18 protein-coding genes are annotated in these 22,679 nt (G+C 51.2%); 9 read left to right on the top strand and 9 right to left on the bottom strand.

Translation table 11 applies throughout. The annotated features are described in order from the left end of the window. Positions 1-57 precede the first annotated feature (57 nt). The 8 genes from ABJU74_RS15250 to ABJU74_RS15215 all read right to left on the bottom strand — a co-directional run bounded on the left by ABJU74_RS15250 (position 58) and on the right by ABJU74_RS15215 (position 12,766). Positions 58-861, bottom strand: a complete 804-nt coding sequence (locus ABJU74_RS15250) for a hypothetical protein (protein ID WP_348385306.1) — start codon at positions 859-861, stop codon at positions 58-60. Next, entirely contained in the window at positions 848-2,902 is a 2,055-nt protein-coding gene (locus tag ABJU74_RS15245; RefSeq protein WP_348385307.1) for an adenylate/guanylate cyclase domain-containing protein, read from the bottom strand. Before ABJU74_RS15245 ends, ABJU74_RS15250 begins: the two co-directional genes overlap by 14 nt. Next, positions 2,902-6,039: a CHAT domain-containing tetratricopeptide repeat protein gene (locus tag ABJU74_RS15240; RefSeq protein WP_348385308.1), complete on the bottom strand. Its 3,138-nt coding sequence runs from the start codon at positions 6,037-6,039 to the stop codon at positions 2,902-2,904. The genes ABJU74_RS15245 and ABJU74_RS15240 overlap by 1 nt, the downstream gene beginning before the upstream one ends. 206 nt (positions 6,040-6,245) lie before the next feature. Beyond that, positions 6,246-6,917, bottom strand: a complete 672-nt coding sequence (locus ABJU74_RS15235) for a nitroreductase (protein ID WP_348385309.1) — start codon at positions 6,915-6,917, stop codon at positions 6,246-6,248. Beyond that, the gene (gene cobT / locus ABJU74_RS15230; protein WP_348385310.1) at positions 6,914-8,743 is read right to left on the bottom strand and encodes a cobaltochelatase subunit CobT; all 1,830 of its coding nucleotides are present in this window, start codon (positions 8,741-8,743) and stop codon (positions 6,914-6,916) included. The genes ABJU74_RS15235 and cobT overlap by 4 nt, the downstream gene beginning before the upstream one ends. Positions 8,744-8,892: 149 nt before the next feature. Next, on the bottom strand, positions 8,893-10,995 hold the full coding sequence (locus ABJU74_RS15225; RefSeq protein WP_348422579.1) for a transglycosylase domain-containing protein: 2,103 nt from the start codon (positions 10,993-10,995) through the stop codon (positions 8,893-8,895). Positions 10,996-11,120: 125 nt separating this feature from the next. Next, positions 11,121-12,110, bottom strand: a complete 990-nt coding sequence (cobS, locus tag ABJU74_RS15220; RefSeq protein WP_348385312.1) for a cobaltochelatase subunit CobS — start codon at positions 12,108-12,110, stop codon at positions 11,121-11,123. 53 nt (positions 12,111-12,163) lie between these two features. Further along, the gene (locus ABJU74_RS15215) at positions 12,164-12,766 is read right to left on the bottom strand and encodes a J domain-containing protein (RefSeq protein WP_348385313.1); all 603 of its coding nucleotides are present in this window, start codon (positions 12,764-12,766) and stop codon (positions 12,164-12,166) included. A gap of 78 nt (positions 12,767-12,844) precedes the next feature. Here ABJU74_RS15215 and ABJU74_RS15210 point away from each other — a divergent pair, with 78 nt between their 5' ends. After that, positions 12,845-13,129, top strand: a complete 285-nt coding sequence (locus tag ABJU74_RS15210; RefSeq protein WP_348385314.1) for a BolA family protein — start codon at positions 12,845-12,847, stop codon at positions 13,127-13,129. After that, positions 13,126-13,506 carry a cupin domain-containing protein gene (locus tag ABJU74_RS15205; RefSeq protein WP_348385315.1) on the top strand — a complete coding sequence of 127 codons (381 nt, stop codon included), beginning with the start codon at positions 13,126-13,128 and terminating at the stop codon, positions 13,504-13,506. Before ABJU74_RS15210 ends, ABJU74_RS15205 begins: the two co-directional genes overlap by 4 nt. A 5-nt stretch (positions 13,507-13,511) precedes the next feature. On the opposite strand, the gene ABJU74_RS15200 is transcribed toward ABJU74_RS15205, so the two are convergent. After that, positions 13,512-14,573, bottom strand: coding sequence for a DUF2332 domain-containing protein (locus ABJU74_RS15200; RefSeq protein WP_348385316.1), 1,062 nt, complete (start codon positions 14,571-14,573; stop codon positions 13,512-13,514). A 40-nt stretch (positions 14,574-14,613) separates the two neighbouring features. Here ABJU74_RS15200 and hisG point away from each other — a divergent pair, with 40 nt between their 5' ends. The 7 genes from hisG (at position 14,614) to ABJU74_RS15165 (ending at position 22,563) form a co-directional block, all read left to right on the top strand. Next, positions 14,614-15,264 (top strand): ATP phosphoribosyltransferase, encoded by a 651-nt coding sequence (hisG, locus tag ABJU74_RS15195; RefSeq protein ID WP_348385317.1) that lies wholly within the window; start codon positions 14,614-14,616, stop codon positions 15,262-15,264. Further along, complete coding sequence (gene hisD / locus ABJU74_RS15190) at positions 15,264-16,556, top strand: histidinol dehydrogenase (RefSeq protein ID WP_348385318.1); 1,293 nt, start codon at positions 15,264-15,266, stop codon at positions 16,554-16,556. Before hisG ends, hisD begins: the two co-directional genes overlap by 1 nt. Next, positions 16,553-17,002: a transcription antitermination factor NusB gene (nusB, locus tag ABJU74_RS15185; protein ID WP_348385319.1), complete on the top strand. Its 450-nt coding sequence runs from the start codon at positions 16,553-16,555 to the stop codon at positions 17,000-17,002. Before hisD ends, nusB begins: the two co-directional genes overlap by 4 nt. Before the next feature lie 90 nt (positions 17,003-17,092). After that, positions 17,093-18,028 (top strand): thiamine-phosphate kinase, encoded by a 936-nt coding sequence (gene thiL / locus ABJU74_RS15180; protein ID WP_348385320.1) that lies wholly within the window; start codon positions 17,093-17,095, stop codon positions 18,026-18,028. A 158-nt stretch (positions 18,029-18,186) separates the two neighbouring features. Beyond that, entirely contained in the window at positions 18,187-20,322 is a 2,136-nt protein-coding gene (locus ABJU74_RS15175; protein WP_348385321.1) for a sodium-translocating pyrophosphatase, read from the top strand. A gap of 154 nt (positions 20,323-20,476) precedes the next feature. Beyond that, positions 20,477-21,694 (top strand): GNAT family N-acetyltransferase, encoded by a 1,218-nt coding sequence (locus tag ABJU74_RS15170; protein ID WP_348385322.1) that lies wholly within the window; start codon positions 20,477-20,479, stop codon positions 21,692-21,694. Continuing rightward, positions 21,691-22,563 carry a cupin-like domain-containing protein gene (locus ABJU74_RS15165; protein WP_348385323.1) on the top strand — a complete coding sequence of 291 codons (873 nt, stop codon included), beginning with the start codon at positions 21,691-21,693 and terminating at the stop codon, positions 22,561-22,563. The genes ABJU74_RS15170 and ABJU74_RS15165 overlap by 4 nt, the downstream gene beginning before the upstream one ends. Positions 22,564-22,679 lie beyond the last annotated feature (116 nt).

Genomic DNA, 22,679 nt, shown 5'->3' with positions numbered 1-22,679 from the left:
ATATTGTTCTTTAATTCACGCTCTAACCCTCACCTCAGAGCGTGAATATCTATCATTCTAACCTTGACTGGCTTCTGTTGCAGAACCGTCATCCAATGTTTCAACCAGCAAATCGAGTTGGCTTTGACAGCCATTGGCGATTAACATTTCGGCGGCTTGATCAAGATTCTCTGGCGCTTGGCCCAGCATCACAAAATTCACTTCAACCGATTTTTCTACATTGGATCCGATCAACCGGTAACTGGCTCCATTGGTCAAAGGCGCAGACGACTTCGGCCAACTTTTCAATGGATTGCCTTTTCGCCATGCGACTTGAGTAACGGCTCCATTATTCGGTTCCACAATGCTTGCCGTTGCAGAACCGGTATAATCGGGCCGCCATAGGACCAGTGCATTGGCATCTGCCACGCAGAATTTACCGCCCTTGGTGACATCAAGATACCAAAGATTTGGATTTTTGGGCGCTGTATTCACGGCGGTGACTCCAGCGCTGCGAACCGCTCCGGTTCTCGCTCGGCTGGTTCCGCGATTGTTGATGAAGCTCGCAAAACGAGTGGAGCTATTGGATTGCCGGCTTGCCGTTTTGCCGAGTGAAAATGTACCTGGTCCCTTGAGAACGCGCGTACCGCTTTTGCTCAAAATGGTAACGCTATCCAATTTTTTCAAAGTGATCCGAACATTACTCGCGAGTTTTTTACCTGCTGGATATGATTTCGCAGATGGTCCAGTCGAACGGACGACCATATTTTGGGCAAGTGCGGTGCCGCTAACGCCCATTAGCAATAGGGCTCCCACCACTGCTTTGCCGAACGTGCGTCCAGATGTCCAAGAATGAGCTTTTTTACATTCAACCGAGTGCATAGCTTTCTCCATTTTTTGTTTTTTCCAATCGTTTCAGCAAATTGGCGAGGCCTAAATCCTCTTTGCTTGACTTCAACATAGCACCAAGTGCCTGAATATAACCAATATCACCTTGTTTGTGTGCTGCTATGACCGCGGTCACTGCTTCGCGGTCTTTTTTCTCCCAGTCGGGAACCGGCTCAAACACTTCCACAGGAGTTGATCTGCCGCGAAGAGTTATCTTGCCCATCGGGCGATACCAATCCAAATTGGTGCGTTCCATGGCTTCTTTGCTGACCAGCACTTTCGTTTCCAGCGCCTTATTTGCGGCTTCGAGCCGTGCGGCGGTATTCATCGCATCACCAAGCGCGGTATATTGGATACGGCCTTCGCCGCCGAAATTGCCAACAATTGCATCGCCATAGTGCATGCCGACGCGCGTACGGCCGATGGCAGGAACGCCTTCGGGGACATTTTTCCGAAAATCTTCGCCGGCTTGATAGAGCGCATAGGCTGCTTTGGCAGCGCGTTCTCCATCATCGGGCAGGGCCAACGGCGCGCCCCAAAAGCAAACCAAGGCATCGCCCACAAATTTGTCAATCGTTCCGCCATATTCTAGCGCAACTTCGCTGAGCCGATCCAGATAGTCATTAAGCAATGTGGCCACCATTTCCGGCTCAATGGCGTGGCTCAATTTCGTAAAGCCCTCAAGATCCGTAAACACAGCAAAGATTTCACGTTTTTCCCCGTGCAAAGCAAGTTTCTCAGGGTCCCGCAAAATCTCGCCAGCGATCGACTTGGGGAGATATTTTCCTAGTGCATTTTGCGCAAATGCCCGTTGTTTGGAATTGATCGTGCGGGCAGCGGCGCTGACCGAAGCATAGCCGAACAACCAACCCAGGCCCCAGCCAAATGCCGGTAAGCTTAACGTATCCACGCCGATTTGATGCAATATGAAAGGGAAGACCAGAAAAAAGGCAAATTGGCCGATGAGAAGACCAGCAACCTTGGCTGCATTGCCCATGATTAATGCCGAGAGTCCGCCGCATATGGCGACGATTATCGCCGCAGCCCATAAGGTCCAATTTGGAATTATCGCCGGCATGTCGTCGTTAAGCAGCTGCGCCAGCATATGGGCGTGGACTTCAAGACCGATCATCTTTCCGTCTTCGCTTTGCAGATCCGTGATCGAGCCGATGGGTGTTTCAAACCGATCTCGGTCAATAAAGTCACCACCGATGAGCACATGCTTGTCGGCGATAAAAGATTGCAGCATTTCGGCCGTTGCTGGATCTGCAAAACTTTCAATCGGAAATTTGTCAAAGACCGGCATATCAGAGGTGCTGGGCACCAAATAGCGTATAGCGCCCTCATTGGCCGAAAATTTCGGATTGGGTTTGGTCAAGGCCATAGCCATGAATGGCGGTGTATCGCTTTTCTCTGGTGTCCAACGGCGCTGAACACCGTCGCTGTCCGTGTTGAGACGGATGCTGGTCGGCTTGAGATTTTCACCTTCCACCTCGCTCAGAAAAGCGGCAAGAAATTCATGCTCCGCAAAGCCGATTTCTGGATTATATTTGGGATCAGCATAAGCAAGGTAGGTCGGGGTTTGTATTTGTTTAAAGACCGAAACCAGCAAAGCATCATCATCCTGCGGCATCGTAAACAGAATATCGATACCGATGGATTTTGGTTTTGCGGCATCGATAGTTTCTAACGCTTGCGCTAGGATGGTACGGTCAACCGGCGATCGCTGTCCAGTCAATTTCAATGTATCTTCATTGTAGACCACCATTACAATGCGGTCTTCTTTCTCAACCTCTGGTGCAAAGACGGACGCGCGCATGTCATAAAGCGCGCGCTCGGCATCCTGGATCAATGGGGTCGACCAGCTAAACCGGGCCATCAACAGCGCGAGGACAAGGAATAAGATGGTTGAACCCAAGCGGATGGGGCCCAATTGATCGAAAAGGCGCCGCAGCGATTGCAAGACACCGCGCGCTTCTTCTTTCACATCTCGACCAGCTTGTGTCGGGTTAGCAGGATTTTGGGAACGCGCCATTATTTCAAAGCAGATACTTTCTGATTGGCACTAGACTGCATCTCTGCTGATTCTGCATCCTGGGGACTATCCGGCAGAAACGGCCGAGAGCCATCGCCGATAATTGCAAATCCCGACCAATAATAAGGATGAGAGGTGATCGGATCTTCCATCAGCTTTTTCTGTGAAATACGCAGAGCCGTCGCGACGGATTGTCCTTTTCCATCTGTAAACAATCCACCAATCAAACGCTCGGTGGCTTGAAAGTCATCGGGTGCTGGCCAGTGGCTGGCTAAAACGGAGCGGCTGCCGGCGCCGATAAAGGACCGTACCAATCCATCCAATGCGGTTCCGCCGCCGCTGCTGACACCCGCTTCCCGGGTTGCTTGAATACTGGCTTTGCCCGCCGTGTCACAGGCCGAAAGAATGACAATATCCGCATCCAGTTTTAGATCAAAAATCTCATCAAAGGCGAGCAATCCATCGGAACGCTCTCCGCCAAAGGATGTTAACAACGCAGGCTTTGCCGGACATGAGGGACGCGGTGCGGTAACCAGGCCATGGGTGGCAAAATGTAATATGCGATATTCTGAAATATCGGATTTCTGCAAAATTTGGTCATCGGAAAAGGCCGAGCCCGTCAATACTTCAGATCCATTTTGTCCGATTATCGATCGCGCTTGGTACAGTTCGGCATCTGAAATGGGTTTGTTCCATTCATCGATCGCCCAGTTGCAACTGGCATCAAGGCCTTGGCTGGATGCGCGAACTCCGCCTATTTGGGTTTCGTTTCCAACGGGCTTGTTGCTTCCCAAGCCCAGATATTGGCGCGAAGCTTTTGAGCTGGGCGCGTTCCTCGCATCCGCAAAGGCGCGGGCTGATACTGCCGTGCTGACATTGGTATCTGTGCCTAACCACTGTACGCCCACATAGTCAAAAGGATCACCATCCGGTTGCTCGACACGGGCCAAATATTCGGAAACAGACTGATCATCTGCAACGAGCAGATTAATCGGCAATCGCAGCATCGCCCCGTCGGGTTCGAAAATCAGATGAGTTTTCGAAGCCAATTTGTCCGCAATGGGGGTCAACAATGCTTTGTGCAGTTTGCGGGATGATTCAATATCAAACGGATAGGTGACATATTGGCCATTTTCGAAAGCCGAAATAGAAGCGCGGATCGTGTCGACTTGCTGATCGAGTTCACTGGCTCCCAAAGAAGCTTTATAGGCCGTGGCAAAACCCTCATCCATGTAGAACATGAATATATCATCGCCGACAATCGCCATCCGCAAATAGGCCTCTGCGCCTGTCATGCGATCCCGCAATTCGGGAAGGCTAATCGCACTGCTCGCAATGGCTCGATATTGAGGATATTGTGAAAGACTGACGAGCGTAAGTTGTTGACTGCGTTCAAGTTCTGCAATCTCAGCGGCCAGATCGGCACGCCGGCGATTGGTTGCCGCAGTTTGCTCGACTTTGCCCAGCGCCGTAAATCGCATGCGCAATCGTTCGATGCTGCGATCAAGATTTCCCGATTGCCGAAATAATCGCGCCGCTTCATCGGTGCCGCCGCTCAATTCGCGCGACAGGGATGCCTGAGTTTCGGCAACCCCTGGGCGCACCAAAACCTGAGAGGCTTTGAAAAATTCTTCCGCAGCTTCGGGATCATCGCTGAGCAATTCGAAATAAGGAGCCAATTGGTTGGCAATGCCGGTAATGGCCGCGCGTTGGCCCAATGAGTTGTCAACAACTTCCCGGTAAAGCAGCCGCGCTTCTTCCGGTTTTTCCTGACGCAGCAAATAGCTTGCGAGCTTGGCCTTTGCTGCATTAACCGCGCGGGTTTCTGGATATTGTATCTCGACCAGCTCTAAAGCATTGCGCAGAAGCTGCTCGGCATTTGCAAATTCACCTTCCGCTTCGGCAATGAGCGCAAGCTCCGACAAGATTTGTGTGCGCAACCGCGTAATTGAGGTCACGCGTCCATCGCGCACGGCAATTGCCTGATTATAGGCGGTCGTCAGCGATTGTTGGGCGGATTTTGTATCACCTTTGACACGCTGCGCTGTGCCGATAAGTTGCAAAGCCTGTGCATCGATAATTTCGGCGCGTTCTGGGGCCGTCAACTTCAACTCATCATTAAAGCCCAACAGATTGGCCGTTTTGTCATCACCGTTCAGCCGAGTGGCGATCGCGACTGTTATGGTCAGATCTTTTAACAGAGCATTTTTTTGATCTTCACTGGCATCGACCGGTAGATTAATCCGCTCCACCGCGTCATCAAAACGCCCTTGGTTCAACAAGTGCATGCCTTCAAAGTTGCGGAGTAGCTTTTGATTGATAACATTGCCCGAAATGACGGCACGGGCTTGCTGGAACAATTCATCCGCTTCGGCAAATTCCCCAAGATTGGATTTTTGCAAAGCGCGATTGATAAAATATTCCTCGGGATTGATATCTTGATCATCCAATCCGGCGGTACGCTGTTGCAATGTTTCGAAAAAGGCAGCGGCTTCGGCATAATTGCCGCTCAGATTCCGCCGATAGCCTTCTGCAAGCGCTTGGTCAGGTTTGAGAGTTAGGGCTTGCACGCGGGCAAATGCAAATGGATCTTCAATCGACGTTGAGGCAACATCAATTTTGCCTTTTACTATCTTGTTTGCGACAATTGATTTTAAAGCCAGTAATGTTGCGCTGTCATAAGCCGTCAGGCCTTCAGCAACATATTGGACATTGCCTTGCTGCTGTTCAAAGATCGAATAGCTAACGGGTTCTTCCGACAATTTGCAAATTTTCCGGTCCACGCCTTCAATCCGTTCTTGCGATCCGGTCTCCAAGCAGGTCACGGCATCTTGCCGTTGTGCTGCAATGCGTTGCATTACGTCGGTCTCTGGAGATCGAAACGCATAAACGGTGCCGACGGGTCGGGCTGAATCGCGGCATACAACTGCCCAACTGCGATCAAAGATGCTGGCTTTGGCTTTATTTTCTAAACTGCGATCTTGAACTTGGCAAAGTGTTCCGTCTCCTGAACCAATCGGGAAACTGTCGCGCAATATCACAGGTGTACCCTGCGCAAAGGCTATTGATGAAGTTGCACAAGCCAGCATCGGAAGCAAAGCCAAGAACGGCGAGCGAAATTGTCTCGGACGGATCATATATTCCCCACATACCCCAGAGCAGCGCAAGACCTTTGGCTAAGCTACTCTTATTGCGACCCGAATTGTCCCTCGGAATCATCCATAAGCGACAATTCCGAGTCTGGTATAGTAATTTATCGACACAGGTGTGAGAAAGTGGTGACAATTGTCACTATTTGAAACATCTTCAATTTTAATCACTATTTATCAGTGACTTATTAAATTTAAAATCCGCGAAATTTTACAGTCTCTGACAAAGGCATACGCGGGACCTCAAAATTGTTGATCGGCGCATCCGGATTGCGATAGCCAATTGCCATGCCGCAAAAAAAGATATGATCGTCATCAATGTCGAGCAATTCCCGCATATAAGTGCCGTACATCGCCCAGATTTCCTGAGGACAGCTGTCCAGCCCTTCTTCGCGCAGCAATAGCATTACGGTTTGCAGCCACATGCCCATGTCGGACCATTGCGGTGGCCCCATATATTTCCGGGTATAGGTGAAAAGTTGGACCGGGGCACCAAAGCTGTCCCAATTGGCCATCATCTGTTTGATTCGTGCGCCCCCATCATCTTTCGGAATCTTGAGCGAATCAAACATGGCTTTGCCAACGTTTTTGCGTTGTTCCTCATATCGTCCAGCAAGATCTTTGGGATAAATATCATATTCCATATTTTCGCCCGCCGGTGCAGTGGGGACTTTCGCTTTTACCGCATCGGCAATACGCGTCAGTTCATCGCCGCCAACAACCACCGCATTCCATGGCTGCGTATTCCCGCCGGATGGTGATCGCGATGCCGTTTCCAGAATCTTCTCCAAGAGATTTTTATCAACGGGATTGTCCAAAAACTGACGAACAGACCGGCGAGATTGTACAGCTTCAGTTACGTTCATTTTGTTTCCTCATCAAATAGACCTGCCAGTTGTTCCACCATCGTGCCGCCCAATTGTTCGGCGTCCATGATGGTTACTGCGCGCTTGTAGTATCGGGTTACATCATGGCCAATACCGATGGCCACCAGTTGAACGGGTGAGCGGCCTTCAATCCATTCGATGACCTTGCGCAGATGATTTTCAAGATAAGCACCGTGATTGACCGACAGCGTTGAATCATCAACCGGCGCGCCATCTGAAATCACCATCAAAATGCGGCGTTCTTCGGGTCGAGCAATTAATCGGCTGTGCGCCCACAGCAAGGCTTCGCCATCGATATTCTCTTTAAGCAATCCTTCGCGCATCATCAGCCCGAGATTTTTTCGTGCTCGACGCCACGGTTCGTCTGCTTGCTTGTAGATGATGTGGCGCAAATCGTTTAGCCGACCGGGACTGGATGGACGGTCCTGCGCCAACCAACTTTCGCGGCATTGGCCGCCTTTCCATGCCCGAGTGGTAAAGCCCAAAATTTCGGTTTTCACACCGCAGCGTTCCAGGGTACGGGCCATGATATCGGCGCTGATTGCGGCGATGCTAATCGGTCTGCCTCGCATCGAGCCGCTATTGTCAATCAGCAACGTCACCACCGTATCGCGGAAATCGGTTTCGCGCTCGATTTTGTAGGAAAGACTATGGGCCGGATTGCTGACCACACGCGCCAGGCGCGCGGCATCCAACATGCCTTCTTCCTGATCAAAATCCCAGCTGCGGTTTTGCTGAGCCATTAAGCGCCGTTGCAAGCGATTGGCCAATTTGGTTACCGCGCCCTGTAAGTTCGTCAGTTGCTGATCCAGAAACGCGCGTAGGCGAGTCAATTCTTCTTCGTCGCATAATTCCGTGGCGCTTATGATTTCATCATATTTTTCCGTCCACGGCGCATAATCAAATCCAGGCGGCAAATCGGACATCGGACGATTTGGTCGGACCGGCATCATGCCTTCATCGCCGCCTTCGCCCATTTCTTCTTCGGCGCCTTCTTCCAGATCGTCTGCGCTTAATTCGCTTTCGCTATCCTGCGCATCTTCTTCGGATTGTTCAGAGCGCATGTCTTGTTGCCCCTGATCACCGGTCGCTTCATCATCAGCGCCATCATCTTCCTGATCATCGCTGTCTTCATCGCTGTCATCGTCGCTATCATCGGCATCAGACGTCTCGTCGTCACTTTTGATTAGATCGAGATGTTCGAGCAATTGGGTCGATAATTTGGCGAAATTTTCTTGATCATCCAAAGTCAGATTCAAGCCATCGAGATCGGCGCCGGCCTCATCTTCAATCCAACTGCGCAGCATATCCACGCCTTTTTGAGCGGAATCCGGCGGCGCTTCCCCGGTAAGCTTTTCTCGCGCTAGCAATGCTAGTGCGCTGGAAATTGGAACTTCATCGCGATTTTGCGCGCGGGAAATAGGGTCTGAGCGCATTCTCATAGCCAACGCGGCATCCAAATTGCCATTGACTCCTTTCATATTGCGCGAACCCAGTGCATCCGTGCGGACTTGCTCCAGCGCGTCAAAACAGGCGCGAGCCACCGCTTCTTGCGGCGCATTTTTGCGGTGACTGGCTTCGTTATGATAGCGCAGTTTCAAGGCAAAACTATCCGCAAAGCCGCGCGCTTGAGCAACTTGATCGGAAGGCAGGTCTCGCGCCGGCATAGGCACTTTTAGATGCTCACCGGATTGCGAAGGGGCTTCGGCTGTGTAAGCCAATTCCACTTCGGGTTCACGAGACATTGCGCGGGCTGTTCCGCCGAGCACGTCTTTCAGATCATCAAGTTTGGATCGGTCAGCCATAAGGTTCGATAAACAGACATAGCAGCAGTTTCAATCACGTTGTTCCTATGCATTTTGGGGAACGCGGTTAAGTTGCTAGTTGGAACATGTCACATTGGAACTTTGGCGGCATTTAGAAAAACGGTCCGCGTACCGTCTTTTTTTTGCCATCACTCAGAGGAGCGTCTGCTCTCTATCGCTAGGCCGTCATCATCAAGATTCAGATCCAAAGGAATACCGCCAATTTCTTTGGAGATGGACAGGCCTTGATCCCCTTTGAGGCGGATTTCCGTGTCACCCAAATCAATCGGTACATCCTCCAAATCTTCAAGATCAGGGAGATCCAACGGCGTAATCGGCCCATCGGGATCCGGTTTTGCTTTCGGCTTGGGTTTGGCAACCGGCCCAGCACCTTGGATCGCCTGTCGCATAAAATCTCGCCAGATGCGTGCGGGGATACCACCGCCGCTGACGCCTTTAAGCGGGGCATTATCATCATTGCCAACCCAAATACCGACCACCAAATCCTCGGCATAGCCGACGAAAAGAGCATCGCGATTATTCTGACTGGTGCCAGTTTTACCATAGTTGGCAATGGTCAGTCGGGCGTTTCGGCCGGTGCCCTGATTGACAGCGTTGCGCAACATATCTTCCATGCGTTCATGGGTGTTGTCACCATAACGACCAGGCCAATCGAACAGCCATTCGGTCCAGCTTTGCTCTTCCTTTTTAAAGGCATAAGGTTTGACAGGCCAACTATTGCCTGCAACTCCGGCATAGGCAGCAGTCAGCTCTATCAGCGTCATGGTTGATGTGCCGAGTGCCAGACTTGGATCATCTTCGGCTAGCTTTGATGTGACACCAAGATTTTGCGCTTCACGGATCACAGCTTTGTCCCCAACTTGCCCAAAAAGGCGCACAGCAGCCACGTTGCTGGATTTGGCAAAGGCTTGTTTGAGACTAATATCGCCGTTATATTTTTCGCCTGCATTTCTCGGCAGGTAACCGCCCTTAGTAATGGGGCTGTCATCGACCATATCTTCGGGGTGAATATCGGCTCTAAGCGCCGCTAACCAGACAAAAAGTTTGAAGGTTGAACCCGGTTGTCGTTTGGCTTGTGTGGCTCGGTTAAAGGCGGAATTTCGGTAACTGCGACCCCCGATCATGGCTACGACCTCGCCATCAGGCCGCATCGCTACCAGTGCGACTTGGGCAGAACCCAAGGGCGCTCGGCTCACGACATTATTAGCGATTTTCTGTAGTCGCGAATCCAATGTCGTGGTCAATGTCAGTTTGCTGTAGCTCATTTCAGACAAGCTCCGGGCCCTTGGCATTGCCCAATCAGCAAAATAAGTGCCGGTAGGTACCGTATTTTTGGCGCGGACATCGAGGATCGGTTGCGGCAGTTTATCGGCTTCTTTTTGCGACATATAGCCGGCTGCTACCATCGCCGACGTGACAAGCTTTGCACGCTTTTTGGCGAGATCAGGATTGCGCGTGGGTGCGAGACGGGATGGGGCTTGCACCAGTCCAGCTAGCATGATCGCTTGTTCCGGCTTGAGATTTTCAGGTTGGCGATAATAATAATGCAACGAAGCGGCACGTAAGCCGTAAACATTATCGCCAAAATAGACGTTGGACAAATAGCGTTCGAGAATTTCTTCTTTCGACAGACGCGCTTCCATCCAGAATGCTATCAGCATTTCCCGTGCTTTACGGGTGAGACTTCTTTCTGGAGTTAAGAAAGTGAGCTTGGCCAATTGCTGGGTAATTGTGCTGCCGCCCTGCATCATCCCGCTACCGGTCGCATTGCTCCACGCCGCGCGCGCAAGGCCTCGCGGGTCAACGCCCCAATGCGAATAGAAACGCCGGTCTTCGATCGCAAGAAACGCATTGACCACATGATCAGGTAATTTTGCGATCTGTACAGGTTCATCGACAACCGCTCCATTGCGCGCAATCGGCTGACCATCAGAGGTTAACAATGTGATCTGTGGCGGAGCGATGGGCTGCAGTGATTTGGACAGCGGGGCAGTAATGGCTAGCCAGGCGATCAGTAGAATGAACAGAAACAACACAGCGGCGAAACCGCGACTAAACCACCACCATTTTCCGCGCGGCTTTTTAATCGGCGCGATGGGTTCGTGAGGGATTGGAGGCGCCAGGGCGTCGTCATAAGGCGCGTATAGCTCAGGTTGCGCAACTTTACGTCGGCCCAATGGCCAATGCCAGCGTCGGCGCGGCATATTTCCGGGAGAAGTTCGATCGAGCATTGCTTACTGTATTATACTAATAATACACAAAAAGCGAGTAACAAATTTGAACGACCATAATTGCCCCTTCTCGTAACCGAGATGAGAGTTTTGCTATAAGTCGAGTGAACCCAGAATGAAGCGGATCAACCGCCAACAACGCTTTCCGGAAGGTCTTCGCCAAATACACGCTGATAATATTCAGCAACCAACATTCGTTCGGCTTCGTCACATTTGTTGAGGAAACTCAAGCGGAAAGCAAAGCCAACATTGTTGAAAATCTCTGTATTTTGGGCCCAGCTAATGACAGTACGTGGACTCATCACCGTTGAAATGTCGCCATTGACAAATCCTTGGCGAGACAGATCAGCCACTTTGATCATATTTTCTACGGTTTGATCATTTGTGTCTGGAACTTTCGCGAGAATCACTTTCGCTTCGGTTGCCGCTGGGAGATAATTTAATGTGACGACAATATTCCAACGGTCCATCTGCCCCTGGTTAATCTGTTGCGTGCCATGATACAGCCCGCTTGTATCGCCCAGACCGACAGTATTGGCCGTGGCGAATAGACGGAAATTGGGGTTCGGACGGATGACCCGATTTTGGTCGAGCAAGGTCAATTTGCCTTCCGCTTCCAAAACCCGTTGAATCACAAACATGACATCGGGACGCCCGGCATCATATTCATCGAACACCAATGCGGTTGGAGTTTGCAGTGCCCAAGGCAGTAAGCCTTCTCGAAATTCCGTAACTTGTTGACCATCTTTCAAAACAATAGCGTCACGGCCCACCAAATCGATACGGCTGATATGGGCATCCAAGTTAATCCGGATACATGGCCAATTGAGCCGAGCTGCAACTTGTTCAATATGGGTTGATTTACCGGTGCCGTGAAATCCTTGCACCATGACCCGGCGGTTAAATGCGAAGCCAGCGAGAATTGCCGCTGTGGTGTCTTGGTCAAATACATAGGACGGATCCAAATCCGGAACGCGTTCGTCTTTCTCGCTGAAAGAGGGGATCTGCATGTCCAGATCCACTCCAAAAATTTCCCGCGCATCAACTGTTTGATCGGGAGCAGCCATTATGGTTTCGCCGCTACCGCTGGGATGAGAATTTGGTATGTCAGTCATGTTTGTCCTTTGAAAACTTCCGCTGCACTATGAAAAAGAAAAAGCGAGAGCCACTATCTAAAATCTGGTGATTCCTTAAGCTGCGTATAGGCCGCGATGACATTTGCCAACTGTTTCTCATGACTTCTGTTACCGCCATTGCGATCGGGATGATATTTGCGCACCAATTCGGAATAGCGTCGGCGGATATCTCCGCGCTCTGCATCCGCGCCAAGCCCTAGCGTCTTAAGCGCTTTATCGTCCGCTGCACTGATCGTTCGGCCGGGTGTTTGCGGCCTAGAAACGCTGGCTGCAAATCTTGCTCCTATTGCGTCCAACGGATCCGTAAAATCCGACCAAGCCGGTGCTGCATTGGGACCGGTTTCATAGATTCGCCGATTGCTATCCCACCCTCTTACCGGATGTTGGGCTTCGAAAATCTGTTCCTGATCCATGCCATCAAAATAGTCGTAGCCTTGATTAAATTCTCGAACATGTTCGAGGCAGAGCCAACGATATTCGCCCGGACCATCATAGCCGTGCCGGGCGCCATAAATAGGCGGTGCACGAAATTCACCATTTTCCGAACATCCCTCTATCGCACATGGCTCACCGTCTGTATCGACACGACCATGGAAACGATTGGGTTTCTTCTTTTGGGGATCGGAAGAAGGCAATTTTAAGTCCGGTTGCTGGTTGGAATGAGGATTGAGAAGGCGGTTCGCAATTAAAGCGGAAGCTTCTATATAGGCATTATGGAAACAGAATCAAAAGGCCCCGTTGCCACGGAAATCGAAAACCGGCTTGTCAAAGCCCTCTCCCCAATATCGCTCCATGTCATCAACGATAGCGCTAGCCATCATGGCCATGTCGGAGACGATGGCAGCGGAGAGTCGCATTTTACGGTGGAAATCACCTGCGAAGCTTTTGCTGGTCAATCCCGTCTCAATCGTCAACGTATGGTCAATAAGGCGCTGGGCGACATGATGCGCGAAAAGGTTCATGCGATGGCGATCAAAGCGAAGGCGCCAGGCGAGTGACCGCGTCCAACGCACCCGTAAAAGTCAATCTCAAAGACGCGTTCGCAACTTTTTCTGATCATTGGTCCCCGAAAATCGCGGGTGATATCAATGACGCGCAAATCAAACTTGCTAAATTTGAGGGTCAATTTGACTGGCATCACCACGATCAAGAGGATGAGTTGTTTCTCGTTATAGCTGGCCGGATGCGCATGGGATTGCGCAGCGGCAATGTCGATGTGGATCCCGGCGAATTCATCATTATTCCCCGAGGCGTTGAGCATCGGCCAGAAGGATTGGGCGGCGAATGCCATGTTCTGTTGCTTGAGCCCAAAACTATATTAAACACTGGAAATGTGATAACTGAAAAAACGGTGATCGCCCCGGATCGCTTATAACCGGACTAAGTTTTTGATTGGTCTAGCCATTTCACCCAGGCGCCGTGCGCATGCGCTTCCCCAAGTTTAATCGGTTCCCCATGTTCAGGCCAATGCCGGACGATCAGCTCATGGCGATAGGTTTCGCGATTGGCCTCCAGCGATAGCCATGCCAGCGGCCGGTCTCGGGTTGCTTTGGCTCCGGCTTCTTCCATCGCCCGTGTGATCCTATCGCGGCCGGCCTTGGGAATATATTGCCAGACGATTGAATGGACTAAAACCCTAGTCACTCCAGCCTCTTGGGGTTGAGACAATTGCGCCATCATCCAGTCATCGGCACTGGCACCTTCGAGATGGGGTGACTGGCTATTGACCATTTCGATCGCGCTTTTCATCCGTTCAAAACGAACCGTATGTTCCGGCCAAATATAAGCGGTTAAACGTCTTGCTTGCGCTGGATTCGTGAGATCTACTGGCGCAATGTCGCAACCGCGCAGGGATTGAAAAGCAAAAAATTGGTTCGGCGGCGGTGGTCCTTGCCAATCGGGTGAAAAGGATAATGGCGCTTTTTGGGGCCCAAAAGTGACGCCGCCGAGATCATAAGCATAACGATCAATCATTAGGTTTAAACCAGCGCTTGAGCCGATTTCGAGCAGCTCATATTGCGGTGGCAAGCCTTGCTCCGTCAGCCAAAGCAAACCCGCAATATAGGAGGAAGAGCGTCCGGCTTCATTGGTTTGCGGGGGGGATTCCAGCCAGGGCAGCAAATGCGATTCATCCGTGAAGATCGTTTCCGCTATTATTTGCTCCGCATTTTCGGCAGCAATTTGATCACCCTGATAGATTGCCGAAAGCCGTTCATGTTGTCCTGCCAGATGCAGTGCATGAAAGCCGCCTGCGACCCGCAGCGGTAAGGCGTCGGCCAAAGGATTGCCCTCCCATTGCAGCACCCGGCGGCCAAGTTCACTTCCTTCGTCCAGCGCCCCAATAATGGCCTCGACAATCCGCCCGGTAATTGGTGCACCGTTGGAACGGCAATATTCTATCTGATTGGCAAAGGCATCCTGTATTTTTTGCTGGCGAGACATATTGCCCTTTCCGCTATGAAGCCCTAATGCGTCGGCTTCTATGACCACACCCCTGATCTTTGCAATCCCCAAGGGACGGATTCTTGACGAGGCCTTGCCGATGTTAGCCAAGGTCGGGATCGAGCCGTTACCAGAATTTTTTGACAAGGCCAATCGCAGTTTAATGTTTGGCACGAACCAGCCGCATGTGTCGATCATTCGTGTGCGCGCCTTTGATGTAGCGACTTTTGTGGCGCATGGCGCGGCTCAAATTGGTATTGTGGGCTCGGATGTGGTGGAGGAATTTGGCTATAGCGAGCTTTATGCTCCGGTTGATTTGGCGATTGGCCGCTGCCGTTTGTCTGTGGCACAACCGCGCGATGATGCAGAAGAAATTGGCAATATCTCGCATATCCGTGTCGCCACCAAATATCCCAACCTGACCAGCCGTCATTTTGAAGCGCGTGGAATCCAGGCCGAATGTGTTAAGCTTAACGGCGCCATGGAGCTCGCACCGTCGCTTGGCCTGTCGCGACATATTGTCGATTTGGTCGAATCCGGCAGCACTTTAAAAGCCAATAATCTGGTTGAGACCGACCGGATTATCGATATTTCGGCGCGGTTGGTGGTCAATCGCGCAGCCTTTAAGATGCGGAGCGAAGAATTGACCGACTTGGTCCAGAAATTCCGTGATTTGGTGGGACAGGTCTAGTGGCTTTGCGGCTTTCAACTTCGGATACCGGTTTTGCCGATGCCTTTGATGCGCTGGTCAATGCTCGCCGCGAGGCGGATGCCGATATATCAGCGGATGTGGCTGCGATTATCAAGGATGTCCGATCCCGTGGGGACGAGGCGGTGGCCCGGCTTACGCAGAAATTTGATGGACACGATCTGGAGTTTACTGGCTGGAAGGTCTCGGTTGCTGAATGCGAAATTGCGCTGGATGGTCTCGACCCTAACCTGCGGATAGCCCTTGAACTGGCTGCGATCCGTATCCGCGACTATCATGAGGGACAAAAGCCGGATAACCGCGACTATCGCGATGATGCCGGTGTGCGGATCGGCGCCCGGTGGAACGCAGTGGAGCGAGCCGGCATTTATATTCCTGGCGGCCGAGCGGCATATCCATCTTCGGTACTTATGAACGCTATACCGGCGAAAGTGGCTGGTGCTGATCGAGTGATCATGGTGACACCCACGCCCGGCGGAGAGGTTAATCCGCTGGTGCTAGCGGCAGCACATATCGCCGGCGTTGATGAAATTTGGCGGGTCGGCGGCGCGCAAGCGGTGGCCGCGCTGGCTTTTGGGACCGAGAAAATTCAACCCGTCGATGTCATTACCGGTCCCGGCAATGCATGGGTCGCCGAAGCCAAACGGCAGGTTTACGGTGTCGTTGGAATTGACATGGTCGCTGGGCCTTCGGAAATTGTTGTCGTGGCTGATGGCGAGAATAATCCGGAATGGATTGCCGCCGACTTATTGTCTCAAGCAGAGCATGATCCCACCAGCCAATCGATATTATTCACAGATGATCAGGCATTTGCTGACGCTGTTGCCGCGCAAATTGATGTGCAGTTGGCCACATTAAGCACTAGCGAAACTGCGTCTCAAAGCTGGACCGACAATGGCGCGATTATATTGGTGGACCGGCTGGAACAGGCCATGCCGCTGGTTGATCGTTTGGCTGCGGAACATCTTGAACTGGCTTGCGACAATCCGCAGGCCTTGTTTAACAAAGTGCGCCATGCCGGTTCGGTATTTTTGGGTCGCCATACACCGGAAGCGGTGGGTGATTATGTGGCCGGACCAAATCATGTTCTGCCGACGGGTCGTCGGGCGCGATTTTCGTCCGGGCTGTCCGTGACTGACTTTATGAAAAGAACCAGCTTTCTTGAATGTGACGAAGCGTCTCTTGGCAAAATTGGACCCGCTGCGGTTGCGCTTGCCGAGGCAGAAGGCTTGCCCGCTCATGCGGAAAGCGTAAGAAAAAGATTGAAACGATGACCGCAAAATCAAACAGCCGTTCCACCGCCCGCCTTGCCGCGGTGCAAGCGCTTTTCCAGCATGAAATGGAAAAGACTCCCGTTCCGCGCCTGTTGAAGGAGTTTCATGACCATCGGTTAGGTGCAGAGATTGAGGATGCTCAATATCGGCCTGCAGAAGTTGAATTTTTCGATGATATCGTCGTTGGAGTGTCCGAAAAACGGGATGAAATTGATGCGCTCATCTCTGAAAAACTGGCATCCGGCTGGTCTATGGGGCGGCTCGACAAAACAATGTTGCAAATTCTGCGCGCCGGGGCCTTTGAGTTAATGGCGCGGGACGATGTTCCGACGGGGACAGTGATTAGTGAATATGTTGATGTTGCTCATGCCTTTTTTGACAAAAAGGATAGCGGATTTATCAATGGATTGCTGGACGCGATAGCAAAGCAGGTTCGCAGCAGCTGAAAGGCTGTCCACATATGAACCTGCCGAGCAGGGGAGCGTGTGTGGTTGTAACAGATGTGGGGCGCATCTTCTTTGTGAAGGGGGCCCTGATTGACCGAATTTGATTTTATTGACCAGTTGAAAGCACTGGCAACCCATCCGGCTGCTCGGGGATTGGCGGATGATGCAGCCGTCCTGCCATTTGGTCGTCACAAGCTGGTCATGTCGCATGATATGCTGGTTGAAGATATTCATTTCCTGTCTACCGCAGATCCTGCGGACGTGGCGTGGAAATTGGTCGCAGTCAATTTGTCTGATCTTGCTGCCAAGGGCGCAAAACCGCTCGGTTTGTTAATGGGTTATGGCCGGGTCGGAAATGACGAATGGGACATTCGTTTCATTCGCGGATTGAAAGAAGCGATAATCAAATTCGGCGTCCCATTGCTTGGCGGTGATACTGTGTCTATGGACAAAAGCAGTAAAAAAACGCTCTCATTGACCGCTTTTGGAGAAGCAAAGGGCCATATTGTTCCGGCGCGCTGCAGTGCTGCGGCTGGACATAGTATTTATGTCTCGGGACCAATTGGCGATGCATGGGGCGGATTGCAAATAGCGTCCGGCAAAGCCCATGCCGCTGACATTGAAACATCTGCCATATTGTTAAAAGCGCATAATCGTCCAGACCCAAAATTGGAAGAAGGGCGGGCCTTGTCATCGCTGGTCAGCACGATGATGGACGTTTCGGATGGCTTGTTGCTTGATGCCTCTCGCATTGCTTCCGCAAGCGGTGTGAATTTGGAAATTGATCTTGATACCATTCCTTTGTCCAAAGCGTTTGAAACCGTTTTTGGATCAGATGAAGAAGCGAGAATGGCCGCCGCGACGGGTGGAGATGATTATCAATTGCTCCTGACCGCGAGTCCGGAGACGGTTTTGCCCATAAATGTAACCCGGATTGGTCAATGCCGGCCAGGGTCCGGAATATCGCTCATGAAAGCGGGAGAGCAGATCGCCTTGCCCGATTCTCTGGGCTTTGTTCATGCGTAATCTCTTTTCAATTGGATTATTTAACAAGTGATCAGAAATGCTAGGGAATAGCGGTAAAATCAGGGGTTGCACCATGCGGTTCACGCTTTATAAGTTCTCGCGATATTGCCGCTATTCTGGGGCTTTTCACGAAAAAAATTAGGGGGAGAAGAACAGCAATGACTGTTGTCACCATTTCAATAATATGCGGATTAATTGCCGTTTTATATGGATTTATTACAAGCCGTCAGGTGCTCGGTGCACCCGCGGGCAATGAAAAAATGCAGGACATTGCTGCGGCTATTCAGGAAGGTGCGCAAGCCTATCTGAACCGTCAATATCGGGCGATCGCAATCGTCGGTGTTGTGGTCGCGGTTCTCGTCTTCATTTTCTTAGACATGCCTCGCGGCGGTGTTCCAATATCCACAATTGGCTTTTTGCTGGGTTCGATTTTATCCGGCGTTGCAGGCTATATTGGAATGAATATTTCCGTGCGGGCTAATGTGCGGACCGCTCAAGGCGCGAGTGACAGTTTGCAAACCGGTTTGACCGTGGCATTTCGTGCTGGTGCGGTGACGGGAATGCTCGTTGCTGGTCTTGCTCTGCTGGCAATCTCAGTCTTTTTCTGGATCCTGACAACCCAAATGGGGCTGGCAGCGAAAAGCCGCGAAGTGATTGATTCGCTCGTGGCTCTTGCCTTTGGCGCTTCGTTGATTTCGATCTTTGCACGTTTGGGCGGCGGTATCTTTACCAAAGCGGCAGATGTCGGCGCTGATCTCGTCGGTAAAGTGGAAGCGGGCATTCCGGAAGATGATCCGCGCAATCCGGCAACTATTGCTGATAATGTTGGCGATAATGTTGGTGACTGTGCAGGAATGGCAGCCGATTTGTTTGAGACTTATGTGGTGACCGTTGGTGCCACCATGGTGCTTTTGGCCCTCACATTTGGCGATCTGGTCGGCAATGGAATGTTGAACAGCTTAATGTCTTTGCCACTGATTGTTGGCGGCGTTTGCATCATCACTTCTATAATCGGTACCTATATGGTGCGTTTGGGTAACGGTACGAATATCATGGGCGCCTTGTATAAAGGCTTCATCACCACCGCGGTGCTTTCTATTCCGGCAATCTATTATGTCACCATGCGTTCCGTAGGTGATATGAATGCGGTGATCGGCCAAGGCCTTGATGGCACGGGTGGTTTCACCGGGATGGCGCTGTTCTGGTCGATGATGGTTGGTTTGGCTGTTACCGGCTTGATCATCTGGATTACCGAATATTATACCGGTACAGAATATCGTCCTGTCCGTTCGATTGCGAAATCATCGGAAACCGGCCATGGTACAAACGTGATCCAAGGCTTGGCAATTTCTATGGAAGCCACCGCTTTGCCGACATTGGTCATCGTGGTTGGCATCGTTGTAGCCTTCCAGCTTGCTGGTCTTATCGGCTTGGCTTTCGCAGCAACCTCTATGTTGGCCTTGGCTGGCATGGTTGTGGCGCTGGATGCCTACGGCCCGGTAACAGATAATGCGGGTGGTATTGCGGAAATGTCTGGTCTGGATCAAAGTGTTCGGGATAAAACCGATGCTCTTGATGCGGTAGGCAACACCACCAAAGCGGTGACCAAAGGCTATGCCATTGGTTCTGCTGGTCTCGCAGCACTGGTCTTGTTCTCGGCTTACACTGCCGACCTCAAGGAGTTTTTCCCGGATTTGCAAGTCAGCTTCAGCTTAGAAAACCCTTATGTGATTGTGGGTCTGTTGCTGGGTGCGTTATTGCCATATCTCTTCGGAGCCATGGGTATGACAGCTGTGGGCCGCGCCGCTGGTGATGTGGTTGTCGATGTTCGCGATCAATTCGCCAACGACAAAGGCATTATGGATGGTACATCGCGTCCTGACTATGCCCGTACGGTGGATCTGGTAACCAAGGCGGCGATTAAGGAAATGATCCTGCCATCGCTGTTACCGGTTCTCGCACCGATCGTGGTCTATTTCGTGGTTACTGCAGTTTCAGATCAAGCTAATGGCTTTGCGGCTTTAGGCGCATTGTTGCTTGGCGTGATTGTCTCTGGTCTGTTCGTTGCGTTGTCGATGACAGCGGGCGGCGGTGCTTGGGACAATGCCAAGAAATATATCGAAGACGGTAATCATGGTGGTAAAGGCTCTGAAGCCCATAAAGCTGCTGTGACGGGTGATACTGTGGGCGATCCTTACAAGGATACCGCGGGTCCAGCCGTCAATCCGATGATTAAAATTACCAATATTGTTGCTCTGTTGCTGCTTGCAGCGCTGGCGCATGGCGTAGCCTAAACCCTACCCAATATTGACTTGTAAAGCCCCGCTGAAAGCAATTTCGGCGGGGTTTTTTTGGGCTGTCATTTGTTGAGAATATCAATTTGCCGTCGTTAATCGCTTATTACCCTATTTTTGCTAGCAAATGGCACGATCAAAATAAGGCAATATTATGGATGCAGGCGGGTTTCAGGCCCAAGGAGATCAGGCGGTTCACTATGAAACCGATGATCGCGTATGCCTGAGCAGTTCGTCAACAACCCAGCTTGATTCAATTGCCGCGATAGATGAACAATTGTTACCAGCCTGGATCAAGCTGGCGCGCCATGCCGCCGAACCCAATGCTTTTTATGAGCATTGGTTGCTCAATCCCGCTTTAGACCAGTTTCGAACTGATGAAAATCTGAGTCTCTTTCTCTTTTGGGCCGGATTACCCTACAAATCGGACTTATTGGGATTAATGCCCGTCGGTCCAGTCCGTCAATTCGGCCGCTGGCCTTTGCCCTTTGTCCAAAATTGGACTCATCATAACTGCTTTTTGGGAACACCGTTGGTTCGTAGCGGCTTTGAAAATCAATTTTGGACGGCTCTATTTGTGCGGCTGGATGCGAAAGACTGGCCAGGGTTTTTGCATATGCGTGGGTTGACGGTTGGCGGTTCACTTGACCGTGCCATGCGATCGGTTTGCGCTCGCCAGAATAGGCGGTGTGACTTGGTGCATAGCGAAGCACGAGCCATGCTGTCCGGTCAGCAGAATGCGGAAAGCTATTATGTCGACACTGTTAGGGCGAAGAAGCGCAAGGAGCTGAGACGCCAAGCCAAAAGACTAAGCGAATTGGGCGAAGTGCAATTGGCGCGGCTGGATCAGGATGATGGGTTGGCCTCATGGATTGACGAATTTCTTGCGCTGGAGAGCAAAAGTTGGAAAGGCCGCGCTGGCTCCGCCTTGGCCAGTGCGCCCAATACAGAAGCATTTTTTCGAGCGGCCCTACAGGGTGCTGCCAAGAACAGGCAACTAGAGCGCTATGAATTGAGGCTGGATGGCAAGCCCTTGGCGCTATTGGTGAACTTTCACTGCGGACCCGGGAGCTTCTCCTTTAAAACAGCCTATGATGAGGAATATGCCCGGTTCTCGCCCGGTGTGTTGTTGCAACTGGAAAATCTCAAATTGTTGGAGCGACCTGATATTGACTGGATGGATAGTTGTGCAGCGGAAGACCATCCGATGATCGACCGCTTATGGTCTGAACGGCGCCATATTGGCCGTTTTTCTATTGAGCTCAAAGGTTTGTCACGCACTGCAATGTTTCGTGGTGTCCGCTGGGGCGAAAATCTGATGGCCCAAATTAAGGGACGACAGATTACCGATGTCATGCAGGCAAAAATATGAACAAGATTGCAAATAGTCACGCTTTTGACCGGCCGGTATTTAGCGCCGAAGCGCGCCAGAAATTTACACAATGTTATCCAGAACAACCCCAGATAATCGGTCATGATATGGCGTCCAACCGTCTTCTGTCGCTGGACGCTTTGGCTAGATTAGGAACGGCTTTGCCATCGACAAGCGTGGAATATAATCCGGGCGATCTGCCGATTGGAATTGCTCCAGACGATGTACCAGACAATGGAATGTCGATTGCCGATACGATCTTGATGATCGAAAATTCGGCGAGTTGGGCGGTGCTCAAGAATATTGAGCAAATTCCCGAATATGAAGCATTGCTCTTGTCTTTGTTGAACGAGATTAAGCCCATTTTAGAACAGAAAACCGGCAAGATGCTGCGTCCTCAGGGCTTTATTTTCATCTCTTCGCCTGATGCGATGACGCCCTATCATTTCGATCCGGAGCATAACATCCTGCTGCAACTCCGCGGTCAGAAAACCATGACCGTTTATCCCGCTGGCGACACGCGTTTTGCACCGACCGCAGCCCATGAATCTTACCATAGCGGCGGTCCACGAAATTTGGCTTGGCGAGACGATTTCATCGCGGCCGGAAAAGCCTATTCCCTATCGCCGGGACAAGCGATTTTTGTTCCAGTCATGGCGCCTCATTTTGTTAGAAACGGATCTGAGCCAAGCATTTCTTTATCGATCACTTGGCGATCTGATTGGAGCTTCGCCGAAGCAGATGCCCATGCAATGAACCATTGGCTCCGAAAATGGGGCTTTAACCCAGATGCGCCCGGCCGCTTTCCAGAGCAAAACAAAGCCAAAGCCATTGGCTGGCGTATTTTGCGAAAATTACACCTAGTGTGAGTGTGAATCCGTATTGCGGTGATGGGCAGCTCTCTGGAAGCAAATACCTCTTCCAATCGATTGAATGATCAAATAGCTATTTCTATATAGTCGTTATATATCAATGATATACTGAA

Source organism: Parasphingorhabdus sp. (assembly GCF_039982415.1).
Taxonomy (GTDB): domain Bacteria; phylum Pseudomonadota; class Alphaproteobacteria; order Sphingomonadales; family Sphingomonadaceae; genus Parasphingorhabdus.
This window is presented reverse-complemented; position numbering and strand designations above follow the sequence as displayed.